Raw genomic sequence first — 23,931 nt, 5'->3', positions numbered from 1 at the left:
GTCCGGGCGTACGGAGGGGGTCAGCCCTGGGCCAGCCACAGGTCGGGGCCGAAGACCTCGTAGTGGATGTCCGAGGCCGCGACACCCTTGGCCAGCAGCTGGCCGCGGACCGCGCGCATGAAGGGCAGGGGGCCGCAGAGGTAGGCGTGGGTGCCGGGGGAGAGGGGGACGTCGCTCAGGTCGACGAGGCCGGAGCGCTGCGCCGGCTGGCCGGGCTCGGGGTGCTCGTACCAGAAGTGGGCGGTGGCGTCGGGGAGTTCGCCGGCGAGGGCCAGGTGGCCGGCCCGCAGGGCGTGCCCGGCGGGAGACCGGTCGCCGTGTACGACGGTGACAGGCGAGCGGTGTTCCTCGGCCACGAGCTGTTCGAGCATGGCGAGGATCGGGGTGCAGCCGATGCCGGCGGAGGCGAGGAGCAGCGGTGCGCCGGTGTCCTCCAGCACCAGGTCGCCGTACGGTACCGAGACGCGCAGCCGGTCGCCCTCGCGCAGCCGGGTGTGCAGGTGCCGGGAGACCTCGCCCTCGGGCGAGCCCTCGTCGCGGACCCGCTTGACGCTGAAGGAGCGGAGTTCGGCGCCGGGGGCGCCGGTGAGGCTGTACTGGCGTATCTGGTGGGCGCCGTCGGCGAGTTCCACCTGGACGGAGACGTACTGGCCGGGGCGGAAGGCGGGGGCCGGGGTCCCGTCGGCGGGGGTGATCCGGAAGGTGGCCACGTCCTCGGTGTCCTCGGTGCGGGAGACCACGGTCCACTCGTGCCACACGTCGCCGGCGGCCACGCCCCGCTGGGCGTAGAGGCGTTCCTCCAGGGCGATCAGGGCGTTGGCCATCAGCCAGTAGACCTCGTCCCAGGCGGCGGCGACCTCGGGGGTGACCGCGTCGCCGAGGACCTCGGCGATCGCCGCGAAGAGGTGGGTGTGCACGATCTCGTACTGCGGGGCGGTGATGCCCAGGGAGGCGTGCTTGTTGGCTATCCGGCTCAGCATCACGTCCGGGCGGGTGTCCGGGTGCTCCACGAGGTGCGTGGCGAAGGCGGCTATGGAGCCGGCCAGCGCCTGGCGCTGGGTGCCGGACGCCTGGTTGCCCCGGTTGAACAGGTCCCGGAGCAGCTCCGGGTGGGCGTCGAACAGCTTCCGGTAGAAGAGGTCGGCGATGTCACCGATGGCCGCTCCGACTGCGGGGAGGGTGGCTTTGACGGTGGCGGTCGACGTCTCGGAGAGCATCGGGTGACTCCTCGGTTGCGAGTGGGCGGGCCGGCCGTGGCGGCCGGACTCTAATTGGTATGTGAAATGCGTATTTTTGGGCGGCGGAACCGGCCCGTGGTGGAACCGGTGCGCGGTGGGGCGCGCGTGGAGGGGGCCGGGGCGGATCAGCCGGGTGCGGGGCCGCTGCTGATGCCGACGAGGACCGGGCCGGTGGGGGAGGAGGTGAGGTCCCCGACCGTGAGCGGGTCGAGGGTGGCGTAGAAGGCGTCCTCGGCCAGGCGCAGGGCGGAGCGGAGGCGGCAGGCTGAGCGCAGGGGGCAGGGGGAGCTGCCTTCGCAGTCGACGACCTCTCCCGGTCCTTCCAGTTCGCGCACCAGGCCGCCGATGGAGGCGGACCGGCCGGCGGACGTGAGGGCCAGGCCCCCGCCGCGGCCGCGGCGTGCGTCGACCAGGCCGAGGTGCTGGAGGCGGGCGACGACCTTGGCCGCGTGGGTGTACGGCACCTGCATGGTGGCCGCCACCTCCCGGGTGGTCGGCAGGTCCCCGCTCTCCGTGGTGACGGCCAGGCGCATGAGCACCCGGAGCGCCACGTCGGTGAATCTGGTCAGCCGCATGGGGGTCACAGTAGATAACTTGCATCTCCTATGCAACTTAAGGCGCGCGGACAGCGACGCCGGCAGCCTGCCCAGTTCGAAGCTGATTAATCGCACTCTTTTGTGTAATAGCGCGTGGCACCCCCTGCTGAAAGGCTTCTTCACGCAGGTCAGCCCATGATTGAGAGGATGTCGGATGTCCGTTGGTGAAGAGGTTCGCAACACGCAGCCGCCGCAGCAGAGTCTCGGCACGGCGGCCGCGCGGAACCTCGCGACGACGACCAAGTCCGCCCCGCAGATGCAGGAGATCACCTCCCGGTGGCTGCTGCGCATGCTGCCGTGGGTGCAGGTACAGGGCGGGACCTACCGGGTGAACCGGCGGCTGAGCTATTCGGTCGGGGACGGGCGGGTGACCTTCGTCCAGACCGGCGACCGGGTCGCCGTCATCCCCGCGGAGCTCGGCGAACTTCCCGCTCTGCGGGACTTCGAGGACGAGGAGGTGCTCGCCGAGCTGGCCCGCAGGTGCGAACAGCGCGATGTGGCCGCCGGCGAGGTGCTCGCGACGGCGGGGGACGCGGCGGACCGCGTCTACCTGCTGGCACACGGCAAGGTGGAGAAGACCGGCACCGGCCTCTACGGCGACGAGACGGTGCTCGGGGTCCTCGCCGACGGTGCCTATTTCGGTGACCGCGCCCTGATCGACGGGGACGCCTCGTGGGAGTACACCACGCGCGCCGTCACCGCCTGCACCTTGCTGACCCTCAGCCGTGCGGACGTGCTCAACCTCGCCGAACGCGCGGATTCGCTCCGCACCCATCTCGCCGGACTGCTGAACATCCCGCAGCAGCGGACCAACCACTACGGCGAGGCGGCGATCGACCTGTCGGCCGGGCACGTGGGGGAGAGCGTCATCCCGCACACGTTCGTCGACTACGAGGCGGCGCCCCGGGAGTACGAACTGAGCGTCGCGCAGACCGTGCTGAAGGTGCACAGCCGGGTCGCCGACCTCTACAACCAGCCGATGAACCAGACCGAGCAGCAGTTGCGGCTCACGGTCGAGGCGCTGCGCGAGCGCCAGGAACACGAGATCATCAACAACCGCGAGTTCGGACTGCTCAACAACTGCGACTACGGGCAGAGGATCCAGCCGCACGACGGGGTTCCCGGTCCCGACGACATGGACGAGCTCCTCTCCCGCCGGCGCGGCTCCAAGCTGTTCCTCGCCCACCCGCGCGCCATCGCCGCCTTCGGGCGGGAGTGCAGCAAGCGCGGGCTGGTGCCGGAGAGCGTGGACGTCGGCGGCCATCACGTGCCCGCCTGGCGCGGCGTACCGATCTTCCCGTGCAGCAAGATCCCGGTGTCCGAGGCCCGCACGTCCTCGATCATCTGCATGAGGACCGGGGAGGCGGACCAGGGGGTCATCGGGCTCCAGCAGAGCGGCATCCCGGACGAGATCGAGCCGAGCCTGTCGGTCCGCTTCATGGGCATCGACGAGCAGGCGATCATCTCCTACCTGGTGACCGCCTACTACTCCGCCGCGATCCTGGTGCCGGACGCCCTCGGCGTACTGGAGAACGTCGAGGTGAGCCGCTGGCGTTGACCCCCGGCGGCCCCGGGGTGGACCAGGGCGGTGCCCGCCCCGCCCGCCCCGGGGCCGTGTGCGGCGCAGGCCGCGTCCGGCCGCGACCACGGCGCCCGTGAGGCGCCAGGAAGGACTGACCGTGTCCATGACCAGTACGGGCACCGCGACGGAAGGGCACGAGGCGGCGGCGCTCCTGGAGCGCACCCGCGATGCCGTCGGCCCGCACCTCAGAGCGGCGGTGGAGACGCTGCCCGGAGCGATCCGCAGGGTCGCCCTCTACCACTTCGGCTGGCAGGACGCGGACGGCACACCCACCGCGGGGCCGTCCGGCAAGGCCATCAGACCCGCGCTCGTCCTCGCCGCCGCCCGGGCGCTGGGCGGTGACGCGGAGTCGGCGATGCGGGCGGCCGTGGCGGTGGAGCTCGTCCACAACTTCACTCTGCTCCACGACGACGTCATCGACGAGGACACCACCCGGAGGCACCGGCCCACGGCATGGGCCCTGTTCGGAGTGCCCGACGCGGTCATCGCGGGTGACGCCCTGCTCGCCCTCGCGCAGCGGCTGCTGGCGGAGGACCCGCACCCCGCGGCCATGGAGGCGGCGGCCCGGCTCTCCGCCTGCGTGATCGAACTGTGCGCCGGGCAGCAGGCCGACTGCGCGCTGGAGGAGCGCGAACCCCGCGACGTCACCCTCGACGAGTGCCTCGCGATGGCCACCGCCAAGACGGGCGCCCTGCTCGGCTGCGCCTGCGCTCTCGGCGCCCTGTACGCCGGGGCCGACGGGGGGACGGTCAGGAGCATGGACGGTTTCGGCCGGGAGTCCGGTCTGGCCTTCCAGTTCATCGACGACCTGATCGGCATCTGGGGGGACACCGGCCGCACCGGCAAACCGGTCGGCGCGGACCTCGCCGCCCACAAGAAATCCCTGCCGGTGGTGGCCGCGCTCACCTCGGGTACACCGGCCGCCGGTGAACTGGCCGCGCTCTACGGGGGCCCCATGAACACGCCCGGCGAGGTCGGCCGGGCGGCGGAGGTGATCGAGCGGGCCGGCGGCCGGGACTGGGCACAGGAGTGCGCGGCCGACCGGATGGCGCGGGCCGTGCACCACCTCTCCCGCGCCGTGCCCGATCCGGCCACCGCCGAGGAGCTGCTGGCCCTGGCGGAGTTCGTGACGCGCAGGACGCACTGAAGGCCGGCCGGACACCGGCTGAAGGCGCACCGAGGACGCGCTGAGGGAGTGGGGCATCTGTTCCCGGTGCGCACCGGGAACAGATGCCCCCCCTCCCGCAGGGCGGCGCCGATGACCGGCTTCCGTCGCCAACCCTAGGATCTCGTATGCCAGTTGAGATCATCACGAGGGTACTGAGGGGCGGGGCCGGTCATGGGCGTACGGATACGGCAGGCGGACGGGCGGGACAGGGACCGGATCGTGGCGATCCTGGAGGAGGCGTTCCACCACGACCCGGTGAGCAGCTGGGTGTTTCCCGAGGAGACGCACCGGAAGGCGGTGCACGGCAGGTTCCTCGGTGTCTTCGCCGACGTCGCGCTGGCCGAGGGGCGGGTCGACCTGCTGGAGGACGGCACGGCCGCCGCCCTCTGGCTTCCGGTGCCGGCGGGTGAGCCCGAGGGGGAGGACACCACGCCCGCGCTGATGCGGGAGACCGCCGACCCCGACAACGAGCGGGCCGAACTGGTGGGCAGGCTGACCGGTGCCGTCCACCCGCACGACCGTGCCCATGAGTACCTGCTGATGATCGGCGTCCTTCCCGGGTGCCAGGGCGAAGGCATCGGGGAGGCGCTGATCGCCGGAGTCCTGGAACGCTGCGACCGGGAGGGCGTCCCCGCCTATCTGGAGGCGAGCAGCGAGCGCAGCCGCGGGCTCTACGAACGTCTCGGCTTCGCCTTCACGGGCCGGACGGTGGAGCTTCCCGGCGGACCTTCGATGTGGCCCATGTGGCGTGAACCCCGCGGTGTCTGACTACCGCTCCTACCAGGCGTTTCGCCGTACGGGCCCGGGGCGGCCGACGGGAGGGGAGGGCGGCAGGGGGCGGGGCGGGGGAAGCGGCTACAGTCCCTGCTCATGACAGATGAGTCGTGGGCAGGCTGGTACCGGGACCGTCACGGTTCCGAGGCCGTCATCCTCACCACAGACGGACGGCAGCTCCGCGTCCGGGTCCGGGGGACGGACTTCGAGGGGGAGAGCTTCGACAGCCTCGGCCCGGTGGCCGGACCGCCGCCCGAAGCGGGACTGTTCGACCTGGCGGACGGGGTCCTCGGGGACTGCGTACTGGAGTGGGACCTGCCGCTGCCGGTCCTGGTGGCCGGCACGGTCCGGCAGGCCACGCTCAGCTGCCTGCTGTCGCTGCGCCGCGCCGACCCGGACCTGTACCTCGCCCTCCACCTGGACGGAGCGGTGTATGAATCCAACAGGGCGGAGGGCGACTTCGCCTCGGCCCTGGCCACGATCCGGCGCATCCTGCCCCCGGACATGCATCTGCAGATATGCGCGGCCTGCGCCCTGTCCGGCTACTTGCCGGCGCCGGCCCGGCGGATCTCCGGAGGGCTCGGCTGCTTCCGTGACGCGAAGGACGCCTACCGGGACGCGGCCGAGGACACCGACCTCGCGGCCCTGTGGGAGCGGCGCACCGGACTGGTCCAGGAGATATGGAGCTGCCGGGAGTTCGACCCCCGCCCGACGGCCGACAGCGATCCCCGGCAGCTGGGCGCCTTCCTGCCCGAACCGGCCTGAAGCGCGAGGGCCCGGGAAGCCGGCTCCTGGCCCCTGACGCCCCGTCACCGGAACACCGGTGGCGGGGCGTCTTCGTGTGCCGGCGGAAGGTTCGTTGTCTTGTTCGCATTGTTCTACTAGCATGCGAACAACGGAGGTATGCATGAACCATCGGAAACTCGTGTACGCGGCTCTCGGCGCCCTGCCGTTCGTCCTCGTCGTCCTCACCGACCTCGCCCTTGTCGTCGCGGTCGGCGACCGGCTCCCCGGCCGGGTCGCCAGTCACTTCTCGTTCTCCGGGAAGGCCGACGGGCACACCGGCCGGACGGTGTTCCTCCTCGTCACGGTGGCACTGCCGGTCCTGCTCGGCGCCGTGTGGTCCTTCCTGGCCGCCCGTGACACCTTCCGCGGGGGCCGGGCGTACGACGGCTTCCTCGTCAGCGGATACGCCGTGGCCGGTTTCACCGGCTATCTGACGGCCGCCACCCTGCTGGCCAACGTCGACACGGCCGACGGCGGACCGGCCGCCGCCCTCTCCCCCTGGCAGATGGCCGCCGCCGCCGGCACGGCGGTCGCCGCCGCCGCGCTGGGACTGCTGGCGAACCGGCTGCTGCCCGCCCCGCCGGACGGCCCGGAGGGACACGAGGGGGCCGGGCGCGGGGCCCGTATCGCGCTGGCCGAGGGCGAGGTCGCGGGCTGGGTCCGGGGCACCACCTCCTGGTGGCCGGCGCTGGGTGCCGTCGCGCTCGCGGCCGGCGGGGTCGCCGTGACGGTGGAGGCGGGACCGGCGGCGGGGCTGCCCCTGGTCGTGGTGGGCGCGTTCCTCGTGACCTTCAGCCGCCCGAACGTCACGGTGGACCGGCGTGGACTCACCGTCTCGGGACTGCTCCCCTGGCCCCGGGTACGCATACCGCTGGAGCGGGTCGAGGGCGCCACGAGCCGCGAGGTCAAGGCCCTCGGCGAGTACGGAGGGTGGGGATACCGCATCCGGCCCGGGGGCTCGGGCGTCATCCTCCGGTCCGGTGAGGCCATCGTGGCCAGGCTGAAGGGCGGCCGGGAGTTCACCGTCACGATCGACGACTCCGCCACCGGGGCCGCGCTGCTGAACACCCTGGCCGGCCGCGACCGAGGGGAGAGCTGACCGTGCTCTTCCGGGTCGATCCCTCGTCCGCGGTACCGCTCGGCGACCAGATCGCCGCCTGTGCCCGCCGCGCCGTGGCCGACGGCTCGGTGGCGGCCGGCGAGCGCCTGCCGGCGGCCCGCGCGCTCGCGGACTCCCTGGGGGTCAACGTCCACACCGTGCTGCGCGGCTACCAGCGGCTGCGCGAGGAAGGACTGATCGAACTGCGCAGAGGCCGGGGCGCGGTGGTCACCGCGGGGGCCTCCCCCCTCCGGGCACAGCTGCTGGACTCGGTCCGTACGGCCGTCGCCCAGGCCAGGGAGCTGGGCATGGCGGAGAACGATCTGCTGGCCCTGGTCCGTACCGAGCTGAACGCCTGAGCGGTAGGCGATATGGGCACGGGGCCGCTCCGCGACGTCGCGGAGCGGCCCCGTGCGCCGGGGTGCCTGGTTCCGGTCAGGAGGCGGCGCGGGCCACGGCCGCCGCGAAGCCGTACTGCCAGAGGGTGTTGACCCGGGAGCGCTCGGCCGCGTTCGGGTAGGCGTTGGTGCAGGACGTGCCGGGGCCGCCGCCCGACATCAGCTCGCTGCACGGGCCGCTGTAGTGGTCGGGCAGCCCGAGGACGTGGCCCGTCTCGTGCGCGGTGACCCGGGTGGAGTTGTACTGCCGGTTCTGGGCGTAGTCCAGGAAGATGTAACCGCTGCCGTGGCCGTTGGTGCTGGCGTAGGAGCCACGGGAGTCGTTGCCCTCGTAGTAGGCGAAGTCCGCGTTCGAGCCCTCCTGGAGCTTCACGTTGCTGACCGAGCTGTTCCAGATGCTGGTACTGGCCGCTATCTGGCTGCGGAAACTGGGGGCGTTCGCCGCGCTGTAGACCACGGTGACCACCTGGGCGCCGGGGTTGGCGGCGCGCTTCTCGGCGACCGACTTCACCACGGCCTCGAAGAACGCCCGGTTCGCGGCGGCGTTCTCGCTCGATCCGGCGTACGCGGCGTAACCCGCCTCGGCGGTGGCCGAGGACGCGGCGGGCGCCGACGGGGCCGCGGTGGCGGCGACCGCGGGTGAGATGCCGAGCGTCGCGGCGAGTCCGAGTCCGGCGACGGCCGACACCAGGGCGGTTCGGGGGTGTCCCATGGGGGGTTTCTCCTGCCTGTCCGGTGGATCACCGTCCGGTGAACGGACGGTGGGGGGTGGAGGTACGCAGAGAGTGTGGGCCCGCCCGGGCCGCCGCGGATGATGTCAGCAGGCGATAGCGCGGCCCTATCACCGGCCCCCGGCCACGGTCGGCGCGGGCCCGCACCCGTGTGGCCGGTCCGGCGCCCCCCCCGGGGTGAAGCGGAGGGCCAACCGCCCCTGGCTCGAAGCGCGTTGTGCGCGGGGCGCGGGCGGGAGGGGCATCTGGCGCCGGGCGTACGAACGGCCCTACGCTCATCGGCATGGAGCTCGAGGTGCGTCACCTCAGGGCGCTCTGCGCCATCGCCGACGCGGGCAGCCTGCACCAGGCGGCACGGCGGCTGGGCGTCAGCCAGCCCGCGCTGACCACCCAACTCCAGCGGATCGAGAGGGCCCTGGGAGCGGAGCTGTTCAGCCGCGGACGTACGGGCTGCCGGCCGACCCTGCTCGGACGCACCGTGCTCAGCCGGGCCCGCCCCCTCGTCGAGGGCATGTCCTCGCTGGTCGGCGCCGCACTCGCCGAAGCCGAGGCGGCCCGCGCGGACGGCCCCCGGCTGCGCATCGGCTCCACCGCGAGCCGGGTCATCGGCGGCTGGCTGCGCCGCCTGCGGGTACGGCTGCCCGGTACCGACATCTCCCTCAGGGTCGATGTCTCCGCCACCGCGCTGCTGCACGCGGTGGCCGGGGGCCGGCTCGACATCGCGTTCGTGCACGAGGTCGAGGGGTGCCCCCTGGACGTACCGGAAGGGCTTGTACAACGCGTACTCGTGGAGCGCGAGCCGCAGTTCATCTCCCTCGCGCGTGACCACCCCGCGGCCGCGCAGCCCGTGGTGGACCTGGACGACCTGGCCGGGGACCGCTGGATGGTCGACCCCTCGGTCGACGGCGAGTGGGACGGGGTCCGCCGGGTACTGGGCGCGGCCGGCCTGGACCCGCCGGTCCTGCACGGCGACTACCTCACGGCGGCGTCACTCGTCGTCCTCGGCGAGGCGGTCGCCCCCTGCCAGCCCACCTCCGGCCCCCGCGACGACATGGCGATCCGCCCCCTGCGCGGCGACCCGCTCGCGGTACGGCTCCTGCTGGTGGCACACCCGGACACCGGCATGGACGCGGCCTACGAGGAGCTGGAGGCGGCCTACCGCGAGGCGGCCCAGCGGGCGGCCGCCTACCACCAGTGGCTGCTGAGACACCACAGCCCGCTGGCACGGGCGGTCTGACGGGCCGGGCCGGCCCCGCGGGCGGGGCGGTCAGCCTCCCTCGGCCCCGGTCTGGCGGGAACGCAGCGCCCTGACCTTGTGGAGGTTGCCGCAGTGCTCCATGGAGCACCAGCGACGGCGTCCGGGGCGCGAGGTGTCGACGTAGACGAGGTGGCAGTTCTCGGAGGCGCAGGTGCGTATGCGGTGCGCGAAAGGGCCGGTCAGGAGCTCGACGGCATCGCGGGCGACGGTGGACGCCAGGCGGGCGCCGGTGAGGGGCCCGGTCCACCGCCGCTCCCCCTCCGCCGTGACGGCGGGTGCCAGGGCCGGACGGGCGGCCGCCTCGTTGACGGCCTCCAGGTCACCGGCCGGGTACGGCTCACCGTGCGTACGGGCGAGAACCACCCCGAACAACGCGTCACGCAGCCCGCGCGCCGCGGCCACCTCGTCCGCCGAGATCTCCAGCACGGGCGTCGGGGTCAGCCGCGACCGGTCCGCCCAGGCGGCCAGGTCGGCGGGCTCGCGCAGGACCTCGTACCGGCTGTAGGGGCCGGGGCCGCCGGTGGTCAGCAGCTCCAGGCACAGCGCGCCGGGGTCGAACCGGTAGGCGGCACCGGTACGGGAGTACAGCGTCAGCCCGGTAGTTGCGGCGGAGTTCATGTAACCAATATAACTGGTTACATGACGTTGAGTTGGAAGCTGGTCATCGACAGCGCGAACGCCCCCGCCCTCGCGGACTTCTGGGCCGCGGCCCTGGAGTACGAGGTGGAGGACCCCGACGCCCTCATCGGGCAACTGCTGGCCGCCGGACACATCGGCGAGGAAGCGGTCACCGAGCACCGCGGCCGCAGGACCTTCCGCGGCTACGCCGCGATCCGCCACCCCGAGGACCCCTTCGACGAGACCAGCGGCGTCGGCCGCGGGCGGCGGCTCCTCTTCCAGGACGTACCCGAGGCCAAGACGGGCAAGAACCGCCTGCACATCGACGTCCACAGCGAACCCGGCGGCCTCGACGCGCTGGTGGCGAGGCTGGAGGGCCTGGGGGCGACCCGGGTACGGGAGGTGGACAAGGGCCCGGCCGGCCACTGGTGGGTCATGCGGGACCCGGAGGGCAACGAGTTCTGCGCGGCGTAGGGCGCGCCCCGGAAGTCCCGCCTGCGGGGCGGCAGTCCGCGGGCGACAACGGAACGCCCCTGCCGCACCGGCCCGCCGCGCAAGCGCGGTACCACCGGAACCGGAGGGGCGAAGACGACCGCGCCCGGCCGCCGCGACCGCCGTGTCCGGCGGCCCGGGGGCCGGGCGCGGGTGGGCGGACGGCGCGGCCCGCTGGATCGCGGGGCGCATGGTCCGGCCGGAGGCCAGGCATGCTTGGTCTCCTAGTAAGGGGCCGGGTCGGTGACCTGCGGGGATTTTCCCTGTGGGGCGCTGACCTGGCCTTTTGCTGTTGGCTGGCGATGGGGTGCGACGGTCCTGAGCGGGCGTCCTGCGGACTGTGTGCGGACTGCTTCGCTCTGGCTGTGAGGTGTCGGCGCCTCAGCACTTGGAGCTGAGGCGCTGCGTGGGCGAGAGCGCCGACGATCTGCGATGCCTGCTGGAGCTACTGGTGGCGGCTTCGGTTCAGGCGGGCTTCCATCTCGTTCGGGGCTAGGATGCTGACCATGCCTGGGGAGCAGGACGAGCTGGTCGGTGGGCGATATCGCTTCGTCAGAGCCATCGGAAAAGGTGGCATGGGCAGGGTCTGGCTGGCCCGTGATGAGACGCTCGGGCGCGATGTCGCCCTCAAGAGCGTCGTGTACGTCGACGATAGCGAAGCGAGCCGGGCTCTCCAGCGGAGACGCTTCATCCGCGAGGCTGAGGTGCTAGCTAACCTCCGCCACGCCGGGATCGTCGTCGTCCACGACGTCCTCAAAGACCTCGAGCCACCTGTCATGGTCATGGAATACGTTGCGGGCTCCTCGCTGCAGCAACTGCTGCGAAACGAGGGGCCGCTGTCGGTCCCAGAGACCGTCGGGATAGGGCTCGCGATCGTGGACGCGTTGACCGAGGTGCACGACAAGGAGGTCGTGCACCGGGATCTTAAACCCGCCAACATCCTCGTGGCTGGTGCGCGTGTGGTGGTCGTCGACTTCGGGATCGCCCTCGTCAAGGGCGCCACACAGCTGACGAGGACCGGCGCAGGGCCGGGATCGGTGAGCTACATGGCTCCCGAGCGCCTGCGCGGGCACCGGGGTGAGGCCCCGGCAGACCTCTGGTCTCTCGGGGTGATCCTGTACGAGCTTGTCGAGGGACGACGTCCCTTCACAGGAGAGATCGAGGAAGCGGTCATGTACGCGATCTGTCACGAGGATCCGGAGGAGACCGAGCGAGCAGGTGAACTGGCTCCTGTTCTGGCTGGACTGCTCGCCCGCGAGCCTGAGGCGCGACTCACCGCCGAGCAAGCGCGAGTGGGCCTCGCGGAGATCGCTCGGCAGCAGAGGCCGCGGAGTGCCTCAGACTCGCCTCCGACGCCTGCCTCCTCGGCGGTGTCCCTCGCGGCGCTGCCCACGGTCACGGCTGTCCCTGGGGCAGGGGCCGCGGTCCCGCCGCAGCCTCGGGAACGGACTGCCCCGGACGTGCCAGCCCAAGTCGCCTCAAGGGCCGAGGGCGATGAACCTGTCCTCGATGCGCGCACCCTTGGAGGGCTGCCGCTTGTGCGGTTGGTGCCAGCCCTCACTGCCCGATGGGAGGCGGGGGAGAGGGACGATGTCCATGCTGCGCTGAAACGTGTCGGACGTGACTGGCCTCCGGCAGAGCTCGTAGAAGTGGCGCACTCCTTGCGGTACGGCAAGTACCCGTTCCTGGCGGACAACCTGATGCGATACGCGGGCCGACTCCAGCGGCCCGCTGCCCTCGCGTACCTCATTACCCTTCTGCGCTACGCGTCACGCGATCGCGACGCCGACGAGGCTCTCGTGGCAGCTGGAAAGGGCAGACTCCGAAAGGAACTGCCTGATGTCGAGGCAGCTTTGTGGGCACGGAGCGGACAGGTGCAGGGACGAGCCGCGTCCCATATCGACCTTGACGTCGGGCGGATGAGAGATGCGGCGGACGGACGGCTCCAGCCAAGTGTCAGGGGCGCTGCCTCGCGAGCGCAGACGGGGCCCGACCATGACCAGTCGTTCGTCCCATTCTGGTTTGCAGTACCCACGGAGCGGCAGCTGGTCGCCGAGGATTTGTCGCCAAGCGTAGTTGCCTGCCTGGCACCTGGCACCTGGTACCTGGCCGTAGGGCCGTATGAGGGAGGCAATGCGACCGCGCTGATCGCCCAGACACAGGACGGGAAGCGCGGCCTCCTCTGGAACACCGAGGGCATCCAGCGTGGGTAAGTCCTTTTTCGGGCTCTGGTTAGCTAGCCCAGCCGTTCAGCGAGACCTGCGGCCCGCCTCCGAGGTAGCGGTCGAGGGCGCTGTCGGTGGTCTCCACGAATTCTTCGGGGATGGAGTTGACGTCGACCCACCGGACCTGGGAGTGCTTGCGGGGTTCGCGGTTTTCGGGTTCGCCGGTCCATTCGTGGGCGGCGAAGACGACCGTGAGGAAGCCGTTGGGGGCCTCCACGCCCCATGCGCCGTGGATGATGTGGGCGACCTTGAGGGACTCGGACTTCACCGTGAGGCCCGTCTCCTCGTAGAGCTCGCGGACCGCGGTCTCCGTGATGGGTTCGCCCGGTTCGCTCTTGCCGACGGGGAGGTCCCACATTCCCTGGGCGAACTTGGCGCTTTCGCTGCGCTGGAGGAGAACGACGCGGTTGGTGACCTTGTCGTGGACGATGACGGCGGCGACCAGCAGGGTCATCGATTCGAGCGCCGGCTTCAACGCCTTCGACTGGTCGTCGGTCTGCTGGGCCACGGGGTTCCCTTCGTCGGGGCGGTTGTTGGGCATGTTAGGCGAGGGCTTCGCGGGCTCGGCGGGCGAGATCGGCCACGCCGGGGACTCGCCGGTGCTGGTAGACCGCGAGGGTGGAGCGGATCGAGGAGATGGCCTTGCGCGTCCGGTCGGAGGTCATGCCCTCCATGAGGCTCAGGGCCTGGGTCCAGGCGGCGACGGCTTCGTCGGCGCGAACCTGGGCGGCGAGACTGTCGCCGAGGTCGGCGTGGGTGAGAGCGTGGACGCGCTTGTACTTCACGGGGTCCCAGCGGGTGAGGGCGTCGCGGTGCTGCTGCTCGGTGCCGATGTGGTCGGCGAGGTCGGTCAGGGTGCGGGCGGTGTGGCTGGCCACGGTGCCGGCGGCGGGGCCGCTCACGCGGGAGTAGCTGGGCTGGGGGCCGTCGTCGCGTAGGAGGGCATCCTCGGCGGCGAGCAGGGCGCGTGCGGCTGATGCGCTCTCCTCTGTGGCCGCGTAGGCGCGGGCATGTGTGATGTGGAGGAGAGCTTCCGTCTGGCCGTCGACGTGGCCGAGGCCCAGGCGTAGGGCGCCTTCGACGAGATCGACGCAGTGATGGGGCTGCTTGAGGCTCAGCGCTTGGTGGGCGAGGGCACGCATCATCCAGGCGGCGTGGCCTTGGGGGTCGGCTTCGCAGGCGAGCTGGTAGCCGACCTGGTAGTAGCGCTGGGCGGCGCCTTCCTGATCGAGGTCGTGGTGCTTCCACTCCGCCAGGTAGGCGAGTTCGGCGACGGCTCCGAAGGCGGCCCGACGTAAGATTTCGCTGGGGAAGCGTCCGCGCAGCATGGGGGCGGCTGTGTCGGCGAGGTAGGCGCAGACGGTGGTCAGGCCGTGCCCGCCGCCGAGGCGTTCGTCGGCGGCGCTGAAGGCGGTGGTGATCTGGCGTACGACGTCCACGTCCTCCGCGCCGACGAGGGACGTGCCGGTGCGGGCGCGGAGCATGCGGGCGGTGGCTTCGTGGTCGTGGCTGAGCGGCATGGCGACGCCGGCGGTGGTGAAGGCTGCGATGGCGAGGAAGCGGCGGCGTTCGACGTCGGCGCGGCCCAGGTCGGTGACAGCGAGGACGGGATCGGCCTCCGCCGGTTCTTCGGCTTCCCCGGCATGCAGACCGATTTCGGTCCGGGTGATCGTGCGTCCTGCTCGGCGGGTCAGCACCTCGGCCAGGTACTGACCCACCTGCCCTGACGGGGCTCGGCTGCCGTTCACCCAGTGCGAGACGGCCGACTTGTTGGTCTGGAGCATCTCGCCGTTCTCGGCGGCCACGTGACGCACGTCCCTCGCGAGCGCCTCGTAGGTGCATCCTGCCGCGCTTATGGCATCCCGCAGAAGGGAGTTGGGATCTCTCTGCCCCACCACGACCACCTCCCCACCGGAGCTGTAAACCGCGTATACCGCTTCAACTGCCTTCCACCGTACCCACTGAGCGTGACCACCGGTTCACTTATCAGCAGCCGCCCAGAACGGCGTGACCGTGATCCAGGCTCCCCCTTGGTCCGGGCGGCACCCCGAAGTTCCGTACGCCCACATCAGGCTCGGGCATTCCTGTGCCCGAACCCGGCCGAACAGAGACGGAGACACGGTGACCACCATCGACACCACGGCCATCACGGTCGAACTGCCCGAAGCGTTCGACCCGCGCTGGAACCGCCTGCCCGGTATCCAGGTCGACGGCCGGCGCATCACGATCGACCCGGCCGAGTACTTCTTCCGCTTCGAGTCGAACACGTGGCTCGTCGCCGACTGGGAGCTGGTCAAGGCCCAGCTCCTGGGTGCAGACGAGACGACCGAGAGTGCGGTCGAGCAGCTCGCGCTCGACTTCATCAAGCAGCACAGCGAGTCCACCTCCGACGCGGCCCGCGTCCTGAGCACCGCTTACGAGGTGTACGCCCACCTCTTCCGCGAGGAGCACCTGGCTGGCCTAGGTCTGCCGCAGATCACCGCCGAGCACCTGCGGATGCTCCACGAGGCGGCCACGCTCATGGCGCTCAACAAGGTCGAGTTGGACGGGCACATCTCCAACGTCGGCCCGTGCTGGTTCTTCCCCGCCGCCACCTCCGTCGTCTTCGACCTGGACGACGAGACGGGCGGGATGCTCGACGAGGTCTACCACGGCGGCTGGTTCAACGAGCACCGCCGGATCGAGTCCATCAAGGCCCACGCCGCCCTCGGCGGCCGGCTCGTGCACGGCTGCCAGTCCGTGCCGGACCAGTCCGGCGGCGTCGTCGCGCCCTACGGTGCCTCGATGGCGAACTTCCGCGACGACCTCGCCGCGTTCAAGGCGGGCTGGATCGAGCAGGTCTACGCCCACCGTGTGAACCCCGCCGCGTAACTCCACCGATCAGGCTCCGGGGCGGGCCGGCATCCTTCGCCCGCCCCGGACGCCACCATCTACCCGGAGCCCTCCTGTGACCACGAACCCCAGCGCCGAACTCCTCGACAACCTGCTCACCGCGACCGGCCGGACCACCGCCGTACGGGAGGAGGTGCGCGTGTGGTCCATGTCCGGCGTCGAGCGCGTGGCCTTCCCCGACGGCACCACGGCCGTCTTCAAGTACGCCAAGAAGCCCTTCGACAGCGAGGACCAGGCCCTCCGCCTGGCCCGCACCCTCGGCGTACCCGTCCCCCAGGTCCACGCCTCCGCCGTCGTGGACGGATGGCTCGGCATGCTCATGGAGGACCTCGGACCGTCCGTCCGCGGGGCCGACGACCTCGACGGCGTCGCCGCGGCCGTGATCCTGCACGGCACCCGTACGGCTCCGCCCTTGCCCGTCCTCGACCAGGAGCGGCTGCGGACGCTGCCGGCCCTGGCGCTGGAGCATCTCGAACGGCTGCGCAAAGCTGACCGGTGGCAGGACGCCGACGACATCGCGGACGCGCTCGGCCGTATCGCCCAGGCCGCCGAGGCCCGCTCGACCGGAGCGACGCTGGCACCGTTCGGTTGGGTGCACTCCGAGTTCCACCCCACCAGTCTCCACATCGGCGAGCGCGGCTGGCGGCTGCTCGACTTCGCCCGTGCCTTCACCGGCCCCGGCCTGTTCGACCTCGCCAGCTGGCACGGCACCATCGACCCGCCGCACCCCGTGCGCCTGCGCGTCTTCCTGGAGCAGTACGTCACCGCCGGCGGCACCCCCGACGCCCTCACCCCGCGCGGCGGGCTCACCGCCGAGAACTGGGCCCTGGGCTGGCACCGCATGTGGGCCGTCGAGTGGTTCATGGAGCAGGCGGTTCGCTGGATCAACGACCCGGCCACCGACCCCGGCTACATCAAGGTCGTCCGCCGCCACCTCACCGACGTCCTCCACCTCCTGGAGATCTGACGTGCTCGCCCAGGCATCCCCCTGGCACGCCCACGCCCTCCAGCGCACCACAGCCGGACTCACCGAACCCCTCTCCGTACCCGCCCGGATGCAATGGACCACGAGACCCGGCCAAGGGCCCGGAGCCGAGATCCTCGGACCCGACCTTCACGGCAAGCGACTCCTGGAACTCGGCTGCGGCCCTGGCCACAACGCCGCCCACCTCGCCACCCTTCCCCAAGCTCTCGGCTTCACTCGGGCAGGGGACGCCCCAACCGGCGCCCACGTCACTGGCCTCGACCTGGTCGGCCTCCAGGTCCACCGCGCCCGCTCCCACTACGGACGGCTGAACAACCTCACCTTCGTCGTCGGCCACGCCTTGCACTACCTGCACGCCTCCGACGAGCAGTTCGACGCGATCTACTCCGTCTTCGGTGCCGTCGGCCTGGTCGCCCCTGGACTCCTGCTGTCGGCCATCGCCCAACGCCTCTCGCCCGGCCGGGTGCTCGTCTTCTCCGTCCCGCACCCGCAGCGTGGTGGCCGAAGCCCCGCGGGCGACGACCGTCCCCGCCGCGACCACGTCACCCTCCCCGACCGCACCCGGCTCCCCATCGCCCGCTGGGAGTTCGGCACCGACCGCTGGGAGAAGCACCTCAGCCAGGCGGGCTTCTGGCTCACCTCGGCGCAGGAGTTCCACGACCCTCGCGTGGGCCACTGGCCCGCCACCCTGCTGATCCACGCCCGCAGGCTCTGACAGCCGCGCTCATCCGGCCTATGGAGGACCGATGCGTCCGACCTACCTGCTCCTCGACATCGACGGAGTCCTCATCCCCTTTCCTGGTACGGGCGGTTCGATCCCGGCCACCCATGTCCGCCATGAGGTCGTGCCCGCCGGCCGCAGCGCCGACAACCCGGTCACCGTCTGGCTCAACCCCGACCACGGCCCCATGCTCATGGACGTGATCCGCACCGGCCTGGTCACCCCTGTCTGGTGCACCAGTTGGCGCCAGGACGCCACCACCCTCATCGGGCCGATCCTCGGCCTTCCGTCCCTGCCGCACGTCGACCTGCCGCGCTCCCGGATCACCACCAGCCACCCCAACGGCTACCTGTGGAAGCGCGACCACGTCGACGCCTGGCTGGCAGACGCCCCCGCCGTCTGGATCGACGACGACTTCACCGGCCTCGACCACGCCTGGGCAGCGGAACGCACCGCCGAGGGAACGCCGACCCTCCTCGTTCAGCCCGACCCGCGCCTCGGGCTGCGGCCCGGGCACCTGACCGAGCTCACGGCATGGGCCTCGCAGCTGCCCGCCGCCCGTGCCGACTGAGGCATGAATACCGCCGACCCGCTGCCCGGGGCTTCGGCCGCTCTCCCGTTCCGTCTCCCGGAACGCCCGAAGGGGTACGACCGGTGAGCGGTCGTACCCCTTCGGAACAGGGATGAAAGATCAGGCCTGCTTGGTCTCCCAGAAGATCTTGTCGATCTGGGCGATCAGGTCCAGAGCCTTCTGGCCCGTGGCCGGGTCGTTCGAGCCCTTGGCCGCGGAGAGCGCCTTCAGGGTGTCGTTGACCAGCTGGTGCAGCTCGGGGTACTTCTCGAAGTGCGGGGGCTTGAAGTAGTCGCTCCAGAGCACGGAGACGTGGTGCTTCGCGAGCTCGGCACGCTGTTCCTTGATCAGGACGGCGCGCGTGCGGAAGTCCGCGTCCTCGTTGGCCTGGTACTTCTCCTGGACGGCCTTGACGGACTCCGCCTCGATGCGGGCCTGGGCCGGGTCGTAAACGCCGCAGGGCAGGTCGCAGTGGGCGCTGACCTTCACCTTGGGGGCAAACAGGCGGGAGAGCATGGAGCTGTCCTTCCTCGTGATCGTCTTCTCAGGTGGGACATTACTCCGTGAGGGAGTGGTTTTTGCGCCTGCCCCCATGGGCTTAGGTCAAAAGTCCAGGGCCGGGGCAGGATCACCGGCCGGTTGTACGAGGCGGTGCGCACGAGGGTGTACCGGAGGACGGAACGGGAGGTGCCACGGATGCCGGAGCTGATGCGGGGGCCGGGGTCGGGTCCAGGACCAGGGCGCGGGCGGTCGGCGCGCGGGGCGTTCCAGGTGGTGGAGGTGACGGGGCCGTCCATGGTGCCCACGCTCTACCACGGGGACTGGTTGCTCGTGCGGTACGGGGCGCCGGTGCGTCCCGGGGACGTGGTGATCCTGCGTCATCCGTTCCAGCAGGACCTGCTGGTGGTGAAGCGGGCGGCCGAACGGCGTGGCAGCGCGTGGTGGGTGCTGGGCGACAACGCGTACGCGGGCGGCGACAGTACGGACTACGGGGCCGTGCCGGAGGAGCTGGTCCTGGCCAGGGTGCGTGTCCGTTACCGTCCGCCGCGGGCGGATCAGCGGTCGCTGTTCGGGATGCTCGGCTGGGCGCTGTCCGCGGTGCGCAGGGTCTCCTCGGACCGTTCCGTCTCCAGCCGCTTGCGGGCCCGGTAGGCCGCCACGTTGGCACGGGTCGCGCAGCGGTCGGAGCAGTAGCGCCGGGAGCGGTTGGTGGAGGTGTCGAGGTAGGCGTTGCGGCACGGGGCCGCCTCGCACAGGCCGAGCCGGTCCGCGCCGTGCGAGGTGAGGTGGAAGGCCAGGCCCATCGCCGCGATGGCGGCGAAACCGGCGGTCGCGTTCGAGGGGTGGTCGGCCAGGTGCATGTGCCAGTCCGGTTTCCCGTCCGAGTCGCGCACGTCGTGGCCGCTGATCTGGGGGCTCACCGGGAACTCCAGCAGCAGTGAGTTGAGCAGGTCCACCGCGAGCGTCTCGTCGCCGCCGTCGGCCGCCTCGAACACCGCGCGCAGCCGTGCGCGCACGGCGCGGAAGCGCGTCACGTCCGCGTCCGTGGCGCGTCTGGCGGCCTGCGCGCCGGCGCCGAAGAGGCCGCGTACCGCCTCGACCGTGGTGAGGGAGTCCTTGTTGCGGGCCGGCTCCTCGGTGTTGATCAGACGCACGGCGTAATCCGAGTAATAGGCCAGTTCCACTTGTAGTCCTTACGGCGTGGGTCTAAGGTCGCGTTGTCGGCCAGCGTAATGGCTGACATGGATTCGAGGGTATTACATGGAGGTTCTGGTGACGGAGACACCGGTGGGTGCCGACTGGCGGTCCTGGCAGGCGAGCTGGGACCGGCAGCAGGAGTGGTACATGCCGGACCGCGAGGAGCGGTTCCGGGTGATGCTGGACATGGTGGAGGCCGTGGTGGGGCCCGCACCGAGGGTCCTCGACCTGGCGTGCGGTACGGGAAGTATCACCGACCGCCTCCTCGCGCGGTTCCCCGAGGCCACCAGCACCGGTGTCGACCTGGACCCCGCCCTGCTCGCCATCGCCCGCGGCACCTTCGAGGGGGACGGCCGGGTCACCTTCGTGACCGCCGACCTCAAGGACCCCGCCTGGACGCAACGGCTCCCGCACACCTCGTACGACGCCGTCCTGACCGCCACGGCCCTGCACTGGCTGCACAGCGAGCCGCTGGCCGCACTGTACGGGCAGATCGGCCACCTGGTGCGTGAGGGCGGGGTGTTCATGAACGCCGACCACATGATCGACACCGGTACGCCCCGCATCAACGCCGCCGAACGCGCCCACCGGCACGCCGCGATGGACCGCGCCCGGGCCGGCGGTGCCGTGGACTGGTCCCAGTGGTGGGCGCTGGCCGCCGCGGACCCGGTCCTGGCGGAACCGACCGCCGAGCGCTTCCGCATCTACGGCGACCACGCCGACGGTGACATGCCGTCCCCCGAGTGGCACGCGCGCACCCTGCGTGCCTCCGGCTTCGCGGAGGCACGGCCGGTCTGGTGCTCCCCGTCGGACAGCCTGGTCCTCGCCCTGAAGTAGGGGGCCGGACACGGCGGGAGAGGGGCGGCCCGGTGCCGCCCCTCTCCCGTTTCCCGTCCCTCCGCCCGCAACCCCCCGCCGGGCCCACCGCACTGGAAGGGTGGGACGGTCCGCACCCGCGGACCCGGAAAGGGATGCCGATGACGCGGATCGAGGACGATGCCGCGCTGTACGCCTTCGTGGAGAACCGCCGCACCTCGCTGTTCCGCAGCGCCTACCTGCTGTGCGGCGACCGGCACGAGGCGGAGGACCTCGTCCAGTCGGCGCTGGTCAAGGTGGTGCTCGGCGGGAGACGGCACGGCCGGCTCGACAACATCGAGGCGTACGCGCGCAAGACCCTGGTCAACACCTTCATCGCGAGCCGCCGCCGCTTCTGGCGGCGTGAACAGGCGTACGGGGAACTGCCCGAGCGGGCCGGCGCACCGGCCGACACGGACACCGGCCTGGTGGTCCGGGCGGCGCTCGCGCGGCTCACGGCCAGGCAGCGGGCGGTGCTGGTGCTGCGCTACTGGGAGGACCTGAGCGTCGAGGCCACGGCCCGGACGCTCGGCATGCGGGAGAACACGGTCAAGAGCCACGCGGCCCGGGGGCTGGCGGCGCTGCGCGCCGAGATGGCGGACAAGGCGGAGGAATTCGTATGAACGACGTACGGGAACTGCTGGAGCGGGCCGCCGAGGACGCGGGCAGGCCCACGGTCTCCACGGAGGCGGTGTACGTCCGGGCCGCCAGGCTCCGGTTCCGGCGCCGGGCCGCCGTGTCGGCCGCCGCGCTCGCGGTGGTCGCGGCCGGGGCGGTCGGCCTTCCCCGGGTCACCGGCGGGACGGGTGCCGAACAGTCCTCCGTGGCGGCGGAGCGGGCCGGCCGGGCCGGGGAGACCGGCACGAGCGGCAGGGCCGGCCGCGTCGAGGCGCTGCTGCCGCCCGGTACGGGGAGCGTCGAGCAGGTCTCCCTGGCCGTGCTGATCAAGAACGCGACGCCGGAACAGGCGGAGACGACGTACGCGGGGCCGCTGGACGGCGAGTACATGATCCGTGCGGACGGCGGCGTCGGTTACCTCGTCGTGCGTTTCATGGACAGCGCGGCCGCCGGAAGGAAGCTCGGCGGTGCCCCGCAGGACGACATCTGTGTGCGGCGGGGGAAGGAGCCGCCCGTCACCGGCTGCGTGCGCGAGGAACTCCCGGACGGCGGTGTCCTGACGACCTGGAGCGACGCGATGGAGTACGGGGACGGCGGCACACCGCGGTGGGGCCCGGAGACCGTCGGGCGGCTGCGCCTGGAGGACGGGTCCCTGCTGGGCGTGCGGGCCAGCAGCGGTTACCTCGGTGAGCGGTCGCAGGGCCCCCTGCTCAAGAGCCCGCCTCTCGGCCAGGACGCGCTGCGCGCGCTGATGCGGCGGCCGGAGCTGCTGCCGGGCGCGTAGGGGAGCGCAGGGGGAGCGGCCGGACGCCCGGGGCGTGCCGGCGTGGTGCGCGGGAGGGCGGCGCGGGCCGGAGCCCGTGCCGCCCTCTTCGCGTACGGCCGGTGCCCGGGTCACAGCACCTTGGACAGGAAGGACTTCGTCCGGTCGTGCTGCGGGTCCGTCAGGACGTCGCGAGGATGGCCGGATTCGACCACCACACCGTCGTCCATGAAGACCAGCGCGTCACCCACCTCGCGGGCGAAGCCCATCTCATGGGTGACGACGATCATCGTCATGCCGTCCTCGGCCAGGCCCCGCATGACGTCCAGGACGTCACCGACCAGCTCCGGGTCGAGGGCCGAGGTCGGCTCGTCGAAGAGCATCAGCTTCGGCTCCATCGCCAGCGCGCGGGCGATGGCCACCCGCTGCTGCTGTCCGCCGGAGAGCTGGGAAGTGTAGTTCCTCGCCTTGTCCGAAAGGCCGACACGGTCCAGGAGCCGTTCGGCGCGCGCCCGGGCGACGGCCTTGGCCTCGCCCTTGACCTGGACCGGGGCCTCCATGACGTTCTCCAGGGCCGTCATGTGGGGGAACAGGTTGAAGCGCTGGAAGACCATGCCGATGTCCCGGCGCTGCAGGGCGACCTCGCTGTCCCTGAGCTCGTAGAGCCTGTCGCCCTTCTGCCGGTAGCCGACCAGGTCGCCGTCGACGTACAGCCGGCCCGCGTTGATCTTCTCCAGGTGGTTGATGCACCGCAGGAACGTCGACTTGCCGGAACCGGACGGGCCGATCAGGCAGAAGACCTCCCGCGGGGCGACCTCCAGATCGATGCCCTTGAGGATGTGCGCCGTGCCGAAGGACTTGTGGACGCCCTCGGCCTTCACCATGGCGGTCATGAGGAGACACCTCCCGAGGGGCGGTTGCTGAAGGAGGTGAGCGCGAGCCGGACCCGCTGGAACGGTGTGGGCGGCAGGCTCCGCAGGGTGCCCCGGGCGTAGCGGCGCTCCAGGTAGTACTGGCCCACGCTGAACACGCTCGTCATCACGATGTACCAGATCGAGGCGACGAAGAGCATCTCCATCACGGCGTAGCTGGTGGAGCCGATCTGCGAGGTCGAGCGCAGCAGCTCGTTGTAGGTGACCGCGTAGACCAGGGACGAGGTCTTCAGCATGTTGATGAACTCGTTGCCGGTCGGCGGGATGATCACCCGCAGGGCCTGCGGGAGCACCACGCGGCGCATGGTTTTGGCCTGGGTCATGCCGAGCGCGTGCGAGGCCTCGGTCTGGCCCTCGTCCACCGACTGGATGCCCGCCCGGACGATCTCCGCCATGTACGCGGCCTCGTTGAGCGCGAGCCCCAGCAGGGCGCACATGAACGGGGTCATCACGTCGGTCATCTCGTCCTTGTAGACGAGCGGGATGTTGAGGACCGGGAAGACCAGGGCCAGGTTGAACCAGAGCAGCAGCTGTACGTAGACCGGGGTGCCGCGGAAGAACCAGATGTACAGCCAGGCGACCCAGCTGGTCACCGGGTTCCTCGAGAGCCGCATGACGGCGAGGACCACGCCCAGGGCCACACCGAGGACCATGGCGAGCACGCTGATCATCAGTGTGCGTCCGGCGCCGGCCAGCACGGCGTCGTCGAACAGCTTGTCCCGGACGGCCTGCCACTGGATGTCGCCCTGCGAGAAGGCGTACACGAGGGCGGCGAGGAGCGCGACGACGACCACACCGCTGATCCAGCGGCCGTAGTGCCTCACGGGAACGGCTCTGATGGTCTCCGGTGCGACGGTGGCGGCCTTGGAGACGGGCGGCCCGGCGGCCGATGGGCCGCCGGGCGCCTTGTCGAACATGTCAGTCACGGTGA

At 71.4% G+C, this 23,931-nt stretch carries 27 protein-coding genes; 17 read left to right on the top strand and 10 right to left on the bottom strand.

Annotated features, from left to right (window positions below; genetic code table 11):
• Positions 1-20: 20 nt before the first annotated feature.
• Complete coding sequence (locus CP967_RS10695; RefSeq protein ID WP_150487759.1) at positions 21-1,217, bottom strand: globin domain-containing protein; 1,197 nt, start codon at positions 1,215-1,217, stop codon at positions 21-23.
• Between the two features lie 146 nt (positions 1,218-1,363).
• Positions 1,364-1,813, bottom strand: a complete 450-nt coding sequence (locus CP967_RS10690) for an RrF2 family transcriptional regulator (RefSeq protein ID WP_150487758.1) — start codon at positions 1,811-1,813, stop codon at positions 1,364-1,366.
• A 175-nt stretch (positions 1,814-1,988) separates the two neighbouring features.
• Between CP967_RS10690 and CP967_RS10685 the strand changes: the two genes are divergently transcribed.
• From CP967_RS10685 to CP967_RS10660, 6 genes are all read left to right on the top strand, one after another.
• A complete protein-coding gene (locus CP967_RS10685) occupies positions 1,989-3,392 on the top strand; it encodes a family 2B encapsulin nanocompartment shell protein (protein ID WP_150487757.1) in 1,404 nt (467 codons plus the stop codon).
• Positions 3,393-3,519: 127 nt separating this feature from the next.
• Entirely contained in the window at positions 3,520-4,563 is a 1,044-nt protein-coding gene (locus CP967_RS10680) for a family 2 encapsulin nanocompartment cargo protein polyprenyl transferase (RefSeq protein ID WP_150491788.1), read from the top strand.
• A gap of 192 nt (positions 4,564-4,755) precedes the next feature.
• Entirely contained in the window at positions 4,756-5,352 is a 597-nt protein-coding gene (locus tag CP967_RS10675; protein WP_150487756.1) for a GNAT family N-acetyltransferase, read from the top strand.
• A 102-nt stretch (positions 5,353-5,454) separates the two neighbouring features.
• Positions 5,455-6,123, top strand: coding sequence for a DUF6304 family protein (locus tag CP967_RS10670; RefSeq protein WP_150487755.1), 669 nt, complete (start codon positions 5,455-5,457; stop codon positions 6,121-6,123).
• Between the two features lie 142 nt (positions 6,124-6,265).
• Positions 6,266-7,243 carry a DUF1648 domain-containing protein gene (locus CP967_RS10665; RefSeq protein ID WP_150487754.1) on the top strand — a complete coding sequence of 326 codons (978 nt, stop codon included), beginning with the start codon at positions 6,266-6,268 and terminating at the stop codon, positions 7,241-7,243.
• A 2-nt stretch (positions 7,244-7,245) separates the two neighbouring features.
• The gene (locus CP967_RS10660; RefSeq protein WP_150487753.1) at positions 7,246-7,602 is read left to right on the top strand and encodes a GntR family transcriptional regulator; all 357 of its coding nucleotides are present in this window, start codon (positions 7,246-7,248) and stop codon (positions 7,600-7,602) included.
• A gap of 76 nt (positions 7,603-7,678) precedes the next feature.
• On the opposite strand, the gene snpA is transcribed toward CP967_RS10660, so the two are convergent.
• Positions 7,679-8,353: a snapalysin gene (snpA, locus tag CP967_RS10655; protein ID WP_190174973.1), complete on the bottom strand. Its 675-nt coding sequence runs from the start codon at positions 8,351-8,353 to the stop codon at positions 7,679-7,681.
• 302 nt (positions 8,354-8,655) lie between these two features.
• Between snpA and CP967_RS10650 the strand changes: the two genes are divergently transcribed.
• Positions 8,656-9,609, top strand: a complete 954-nt coding sequence (locus CP967_RS10650; RefSeq protein ID WP_150487752.1) for a LysR family transcriptional regulator — start codon at positions 8,656-8,658, stop codon at positions 9,607-9,609.
• Between the two features lie 30 nt (positions 9,610-9,639).
• Here CP967_RS10650 and CP967_RS10645 read toward each other — a convergent pair whose 3' ends face one another.
• The gene (locus CP967_RS10645; protein WP_150487751.1) at positions 9,640-10,248 is read right to left on the bottom strand and encodes a CGNR zinc finger domain-containing protein; all 609 of its coding nucleotides are present in this window, start codon (positions 10,246-10,248) and stop codon (positions 9,640-9,642) included.
• 21 nt (positions 10,249-10,269) lie between these two features.
• On the opposite strand from CP967_RS10645, the gene CP967_RS10640 reads away from it, so the two are divergent.
• Positions 10,270-10,722: a VOC family protein gene (locus CP967_RS10640; RefSeq protein WP_150487750.1), complete on the top strand. Its 453-nt coding sequence runs from the start codon at positions 10,270-10,272 to the stop codon at positions 10,720-10,722.
• Between the two features lie 524 nt (positions 10,723-11,246).
• The gene (locus CP967_RS10635) at positions 11,247-12,953 is read left to right on the top strand and encodes a serine/threonine-protein kinase (protein WP_167535361.1); all 1,707 of its coding nucleotides are present in this window, start codon (positions 11,247-11,249) and stop codon (positions 12,951-12,953) included.
• 19 nt (positions 12,954-12,972) lie between these two features.
• On the opposite strand, the gene CP967_RS10630 is transcribed toward CP967_RS10635, so the two are convergent.
• Complete coding sequence (locus CP967_RS10630) at positions 12,973-13,506, bottom strand: NUDIX domain-containing protein (protein WP_150487748.1); 534 nt, start codon at positions 13,504-13,506, stop codon at positions 12,973-12,975.
• A 1-nt stretch (position 13,507) separates the two neighbouring features.
• A complete protein-coding gene (locus CP967_RS10625; RefSeq protein WP_150487747.1) occupies positions 13,508-14,863 on the bottom strand; it encodes an NsdA family TPR-like regulatory protein in 1,356 nt (451 codons plus the stop codon).
• A gap of 223 nt (positions 14,864-15,086) precedes the next feature.
• Between CP967_RS10625 and CP967_RS10620 the strand changes: the two genes are divergently transcribed.
• From CP967_RS10620 to CP967_RS10605, 4 genes are all read left to right on the top strand, one after another.
• Positions 15,087-15,836 carry a hypothetical protein gene (locus CP967_RS10620; RefSeq protein ID WP_150487746.1) on the top strand — a complete coding sequence of 250 codons (750 nt, stop codon included), beginning with the start codon at positions 15,087-15,089 and terminating at the stop codon, positions 15,834-15,836.
• A 76-nt stretch (positions 15,837-15,912) separates the two neighbouring features.
• A complete protein-coding gene (locus tag CP967_RS10615) occupies positions 15,913-16,824 on the top strand; it encodes a phosphotransferase family protein (RefSeq protein ID WP_150487745.1) in 912 nt (303 codons plus the stop codon).
• 1 nt (position 16,825) lies between these two features.
• Positions 16,826-17,557, top strand: a complete 732-nt coding sequence (locus tag CP967_RS10610; RefSeq protein WP_150487743.1) for a class I SAM-dependent methyltransferase — start codon at positions 16,826-16,828, stop codon at positions 17,555-17,557.
• Between the two features lie 31 nt (positions 17,558-17,588).
• Positions 17,589-18,134 carry an HAD domain-containing protein gene (locus tag CP967_RS10605; protein ID WP_150487742.1) on the top strand — a complete coding sequence of 182 codons (546 nt, stop codon included), beginning with the start codon at positions 17,589-17,591 and terminating at the stop codon, positions 18,132-18,134.
• Positions 18,135-18,254: 120 nt separating this feature from the next.
• Here CP967_RS10605 and sodN read toward each other — a convergent pair whose 3' ends face one another.
• Complete coding sequence (sodN, locus tag CP967_RS10600) at positions 18,255-18,650, bottom strand: superoxide dismutase, Ni (RefSeq protein WP_150487741.1); 396 nt, start codon at positions 18,648-18,650, stop codon at positions 18,255-18,257.
• 180 nt (positions 18,651-18,830) lie between these two features.
• Here sodN and sodX point away from each other — a divergent pair, with 180 nt between their 5' ends.
• Entirely contained in the window at positions 18,831-19,286 is a 456-nt protein-coding gene (gene sodX / locus CP967_RS10595) for a nickel-type superoxide dismutase maturation protease (RefSeq protein WP_150487740.1), read from the top strand.
• On the opposite strand, the gene CP967_RS10590 is transcribed toward sodX, so the two are convergent.
• On the bottom strand, positions 19,190-19,819 hold the full coding sequence (locus CP967_RS10590; RefSeq protein ID WP_150487739.1) for a CGNR zinc finger domain-containing protein: 630 nt from the start codon (positions 19,817-19,819) through the stop codon (positions 19,190-19,192). The two genes, sodX and CP967_RS10590, sit on opposite strands and share 97 nt — an antisense overlap.
• Before the next feature lie 76 nt (positions 19,820-19,895).
• Here CP967_RS10590 and CP967_RS10585 point away from each other — a divergent pair, with 76 nt between their 5' ends.
• From CP967_RS10585 to CP967_RS10575, 3 genes are all read left to right on the top strand, one after another.
• The gene (locus tag CP967_RS10585; protein WP_150487738.1) at positions 19,896-20,669 is read left to right on the top strand and encodes a class I SAM-dependent methyltransferase; all 774 of its coding nucleotides are present in this window, start codon (positions 19,896-19,898) and stop codon (positions 20,667-20,669) included.
• 140 nt (positions 20,670-20,809) lie between these two features.
• The gene (locus tag CP967_RS10580) at positions 20,810-21,310 is read left to right on the top strand and encodes a SigE family RNA polymerase sigma factor (protein ID WP_150487737.1); all 501 of its coding nucleotides are present in this window, start codon (positions 20,810-20,812) and stop codon (positions 21,308-21,310) included.
• Entirely contained in the window at positions 21,307-22,089 is a 783-nt protein-coding gene (locus CP967_RS10575) for a hypothetical protein (RefSeq protein WP_150487736.1), read from the top strand. Before CP967_RS10580 ends, CP967_RS10575 begins: the two co-directional genes overlap by 4 nt.
• Before the next feature lie 110 nt (positions 22,090-22,199).
• Here CP967_RS10575 and CP967_RS10570 read toward each other — a convergent pair whose 3' ends face one another.
• Together CP967_RS10570 and CP967_RS10565 are read right to left on the bottom strand one after the other, a co-directional pair.
• Positions 22,200-22,961, bottom strand: a complete 762-nt coding sequence (locus CP967_RS10570; RefSeq protein ID WP_150487735.1) for an amino acid ABC transporter ATP-binding protein — start codon at positions 22,959-22,961, stop codon at positions 22,200-22,202.
• Positions 22,958-23,926: an amino acid ABC transporter permease gene (locus CP967_RS10565; protein ID WP_373300316.1), complete on the bottom strand. Its 969-nt coding sequence runs from the start codon at positions 23,924-23,926 to the stop codon at positions 22,958-22,960. The genes CP967_RS10570 and CP967_RS10565 overlap by 4 nt, the downstream gene beginning before the upstream one ends.
• Between the last annotated feature and the right edge of the window lie 5 nt (positions 23,927-23,931).

Origin of the sequence: Streptomyces nitrosporeus, from assembly GCF_008704555.1 — a bacterium.
GTDB lineage: Bacteria > Actinomycetota > Actinomycetes > Streptomycetales > Streptomycetaceae > Streptomyces > Streptomyces nitrosporeus.
The sequence above is the reverse complement of the archived record's forward strand: the minus strand, read 5'-3'. Positions and strand labels throughout refer to the sequence as shown.

What these genes read in the sequence shown, in the direction of transcription:
- snpA (WP_190174973.1), bottom strand. Translation starts at nt 8,353, where the DNA reads ATGGGACACCCCCGAACCGCCCTGGTGTCGGCCGTCGCCGGACTCGGA.
- CP967_RS10630 (WP_150487748.1), bottom strand. Translation starts at nt 13,506, where the DNA reads ATGCCCAACAACCGCCCCGACGAAGGGAACCCCGTGGCCCAGCAGACC.
- sodX (WP_150487740.1), top strand. Translation starts at nt 18,831, where the DNA reads ATGCCGGAGCTGATGCGGGGGCCGGGGTCGGGTCCAGGACCAGGGCGC.
- CP967_RS10645 (WP_150487751.1), bottom strand. Translation starts at nt 10,248, where the DNA reads ATGAACTCCGCCGCAACTACCGGGCTGACGCTGTACTCCCGTACCGGT.
- CP967_RS10685 (WP_150487757.1), top strand. Translation starts at nt 1,989, where the DNA reads ATGTCCGTTGGTGAAGAGGTTCGCAACACGCAGCCGCCGCAGCAGAGT.
- CP967_RS10690 (WP_150487758.1), bottom strand. Translation starts at nt 1,813, where the DNA reads ATGCGGCTGACCAGATTCACCGACGTGGCGCTCCGGGTGCTCATGCGC.
- CP967_RS10695 (WP_150487759.1), bottom strand. Translation starts at nt 1,217, where the DNA reads ATGCTCTCCGAGACGTCGACCGCCACCGTCAAAGCCACCCTCCCCGCA.
- sodN (WP_150487741.1), bottom strand. Translation starts at nt 18,650, where the DNA reads ATGCTCTCCCGCCTGTTTGCCCCCAAGGTGAAGGTCAGCGCCCACTGC.
- CP967_RS10640 (WP_150487750.1), top strand. Translation starts at nt 10,270, where the DNA reads ATGACGTTGAGTTGGAAGCTGGTCATCGACAGCGCGAACGCCCCCGCC.
- CP967_RS10650 (WP_150487752.1), top strand. Translation starts at nt 8,656, where the DNA reads ATGGAGCTCGAGGTGCGTCACCTCAGGGCGCTCTGCGCCATCGCCGAC.
- CP967_RS10605 (WP_150487742.1), top strand. Translation starts at nt 17,589, where the DNA reads ATGCGTCCGACCTACCTGCTCCTCGACATCGACGGAGTCCTCATCCCC.
- CP967_RS10635 (WP_167535361.1), top strand. Translation starts at nt 11,247, where the DNA reads ATGCCTGGGGAGCAGGACGAGCTGGTCGGTGGGCGATATCGCTTCGTC.
- CP967_RS10670 (WP_150487755.1), top strand. Translation starts at nt 5,455, where the DNA reads ATGACAGATGAGTCGTGGGCAGGCTGGTACCGGGACCGTCACGGTTCC.
- CP967_RS10585 (WP_150487738.1), top strand. Translation starts at nt 19,896, where the DNA reads ATGGAGGTTCTGGTGACGGAGACACCGGTGGGTGCCGACTGGCGGTCC.
- CP967_RS10675 (WP_150487756.1), top strand. Translation starts at nt 4,756, where the DNA reads ATGGGCGTACGGATACGGCAGGCGGACGGGCGGGACAGGGACCGGATC.
- CP967_RS10580 (WP_150487737.1), top strand. Translation starts at nt 20,810, where the DNA reads ATGACGCGGATCGAGGACGATGCCGCGCTGTACGCCTTCGTGGAGAAC.
- CP967_RS10680 (WP_150491788.1), top strand. Translation starts at nt 3,520, where the DNA reads ATGACCAGTACGGGCACCGCGACGGAAGGGCACGAGGCGGCGGCGCTC.
- CP967_RS10665 (WP_150487754.1), top strand. Translation starts at nt 6,266, where the DNA reads ATGAACCATCGGAAACTCGTGTACGCGGCTCTCGGCGCCCTGCCGTTC.
- CP967_RS10570 (WP_150487735.1), bottom strand. Translation starts at nt 22,961, where the DNA reads ATGACCGCCATGGTGAAGGCCGAGGGCGTCCACAAGTCCTTCGGCACG.
- CP967_RS10575 (WP_150487736.1), top strand. Translation starts at nt 21,307, where the DNA reads ATGAACGACGTACGGGAACTGCTGGAGCGGGCCGCCGAGGACGCGGGC.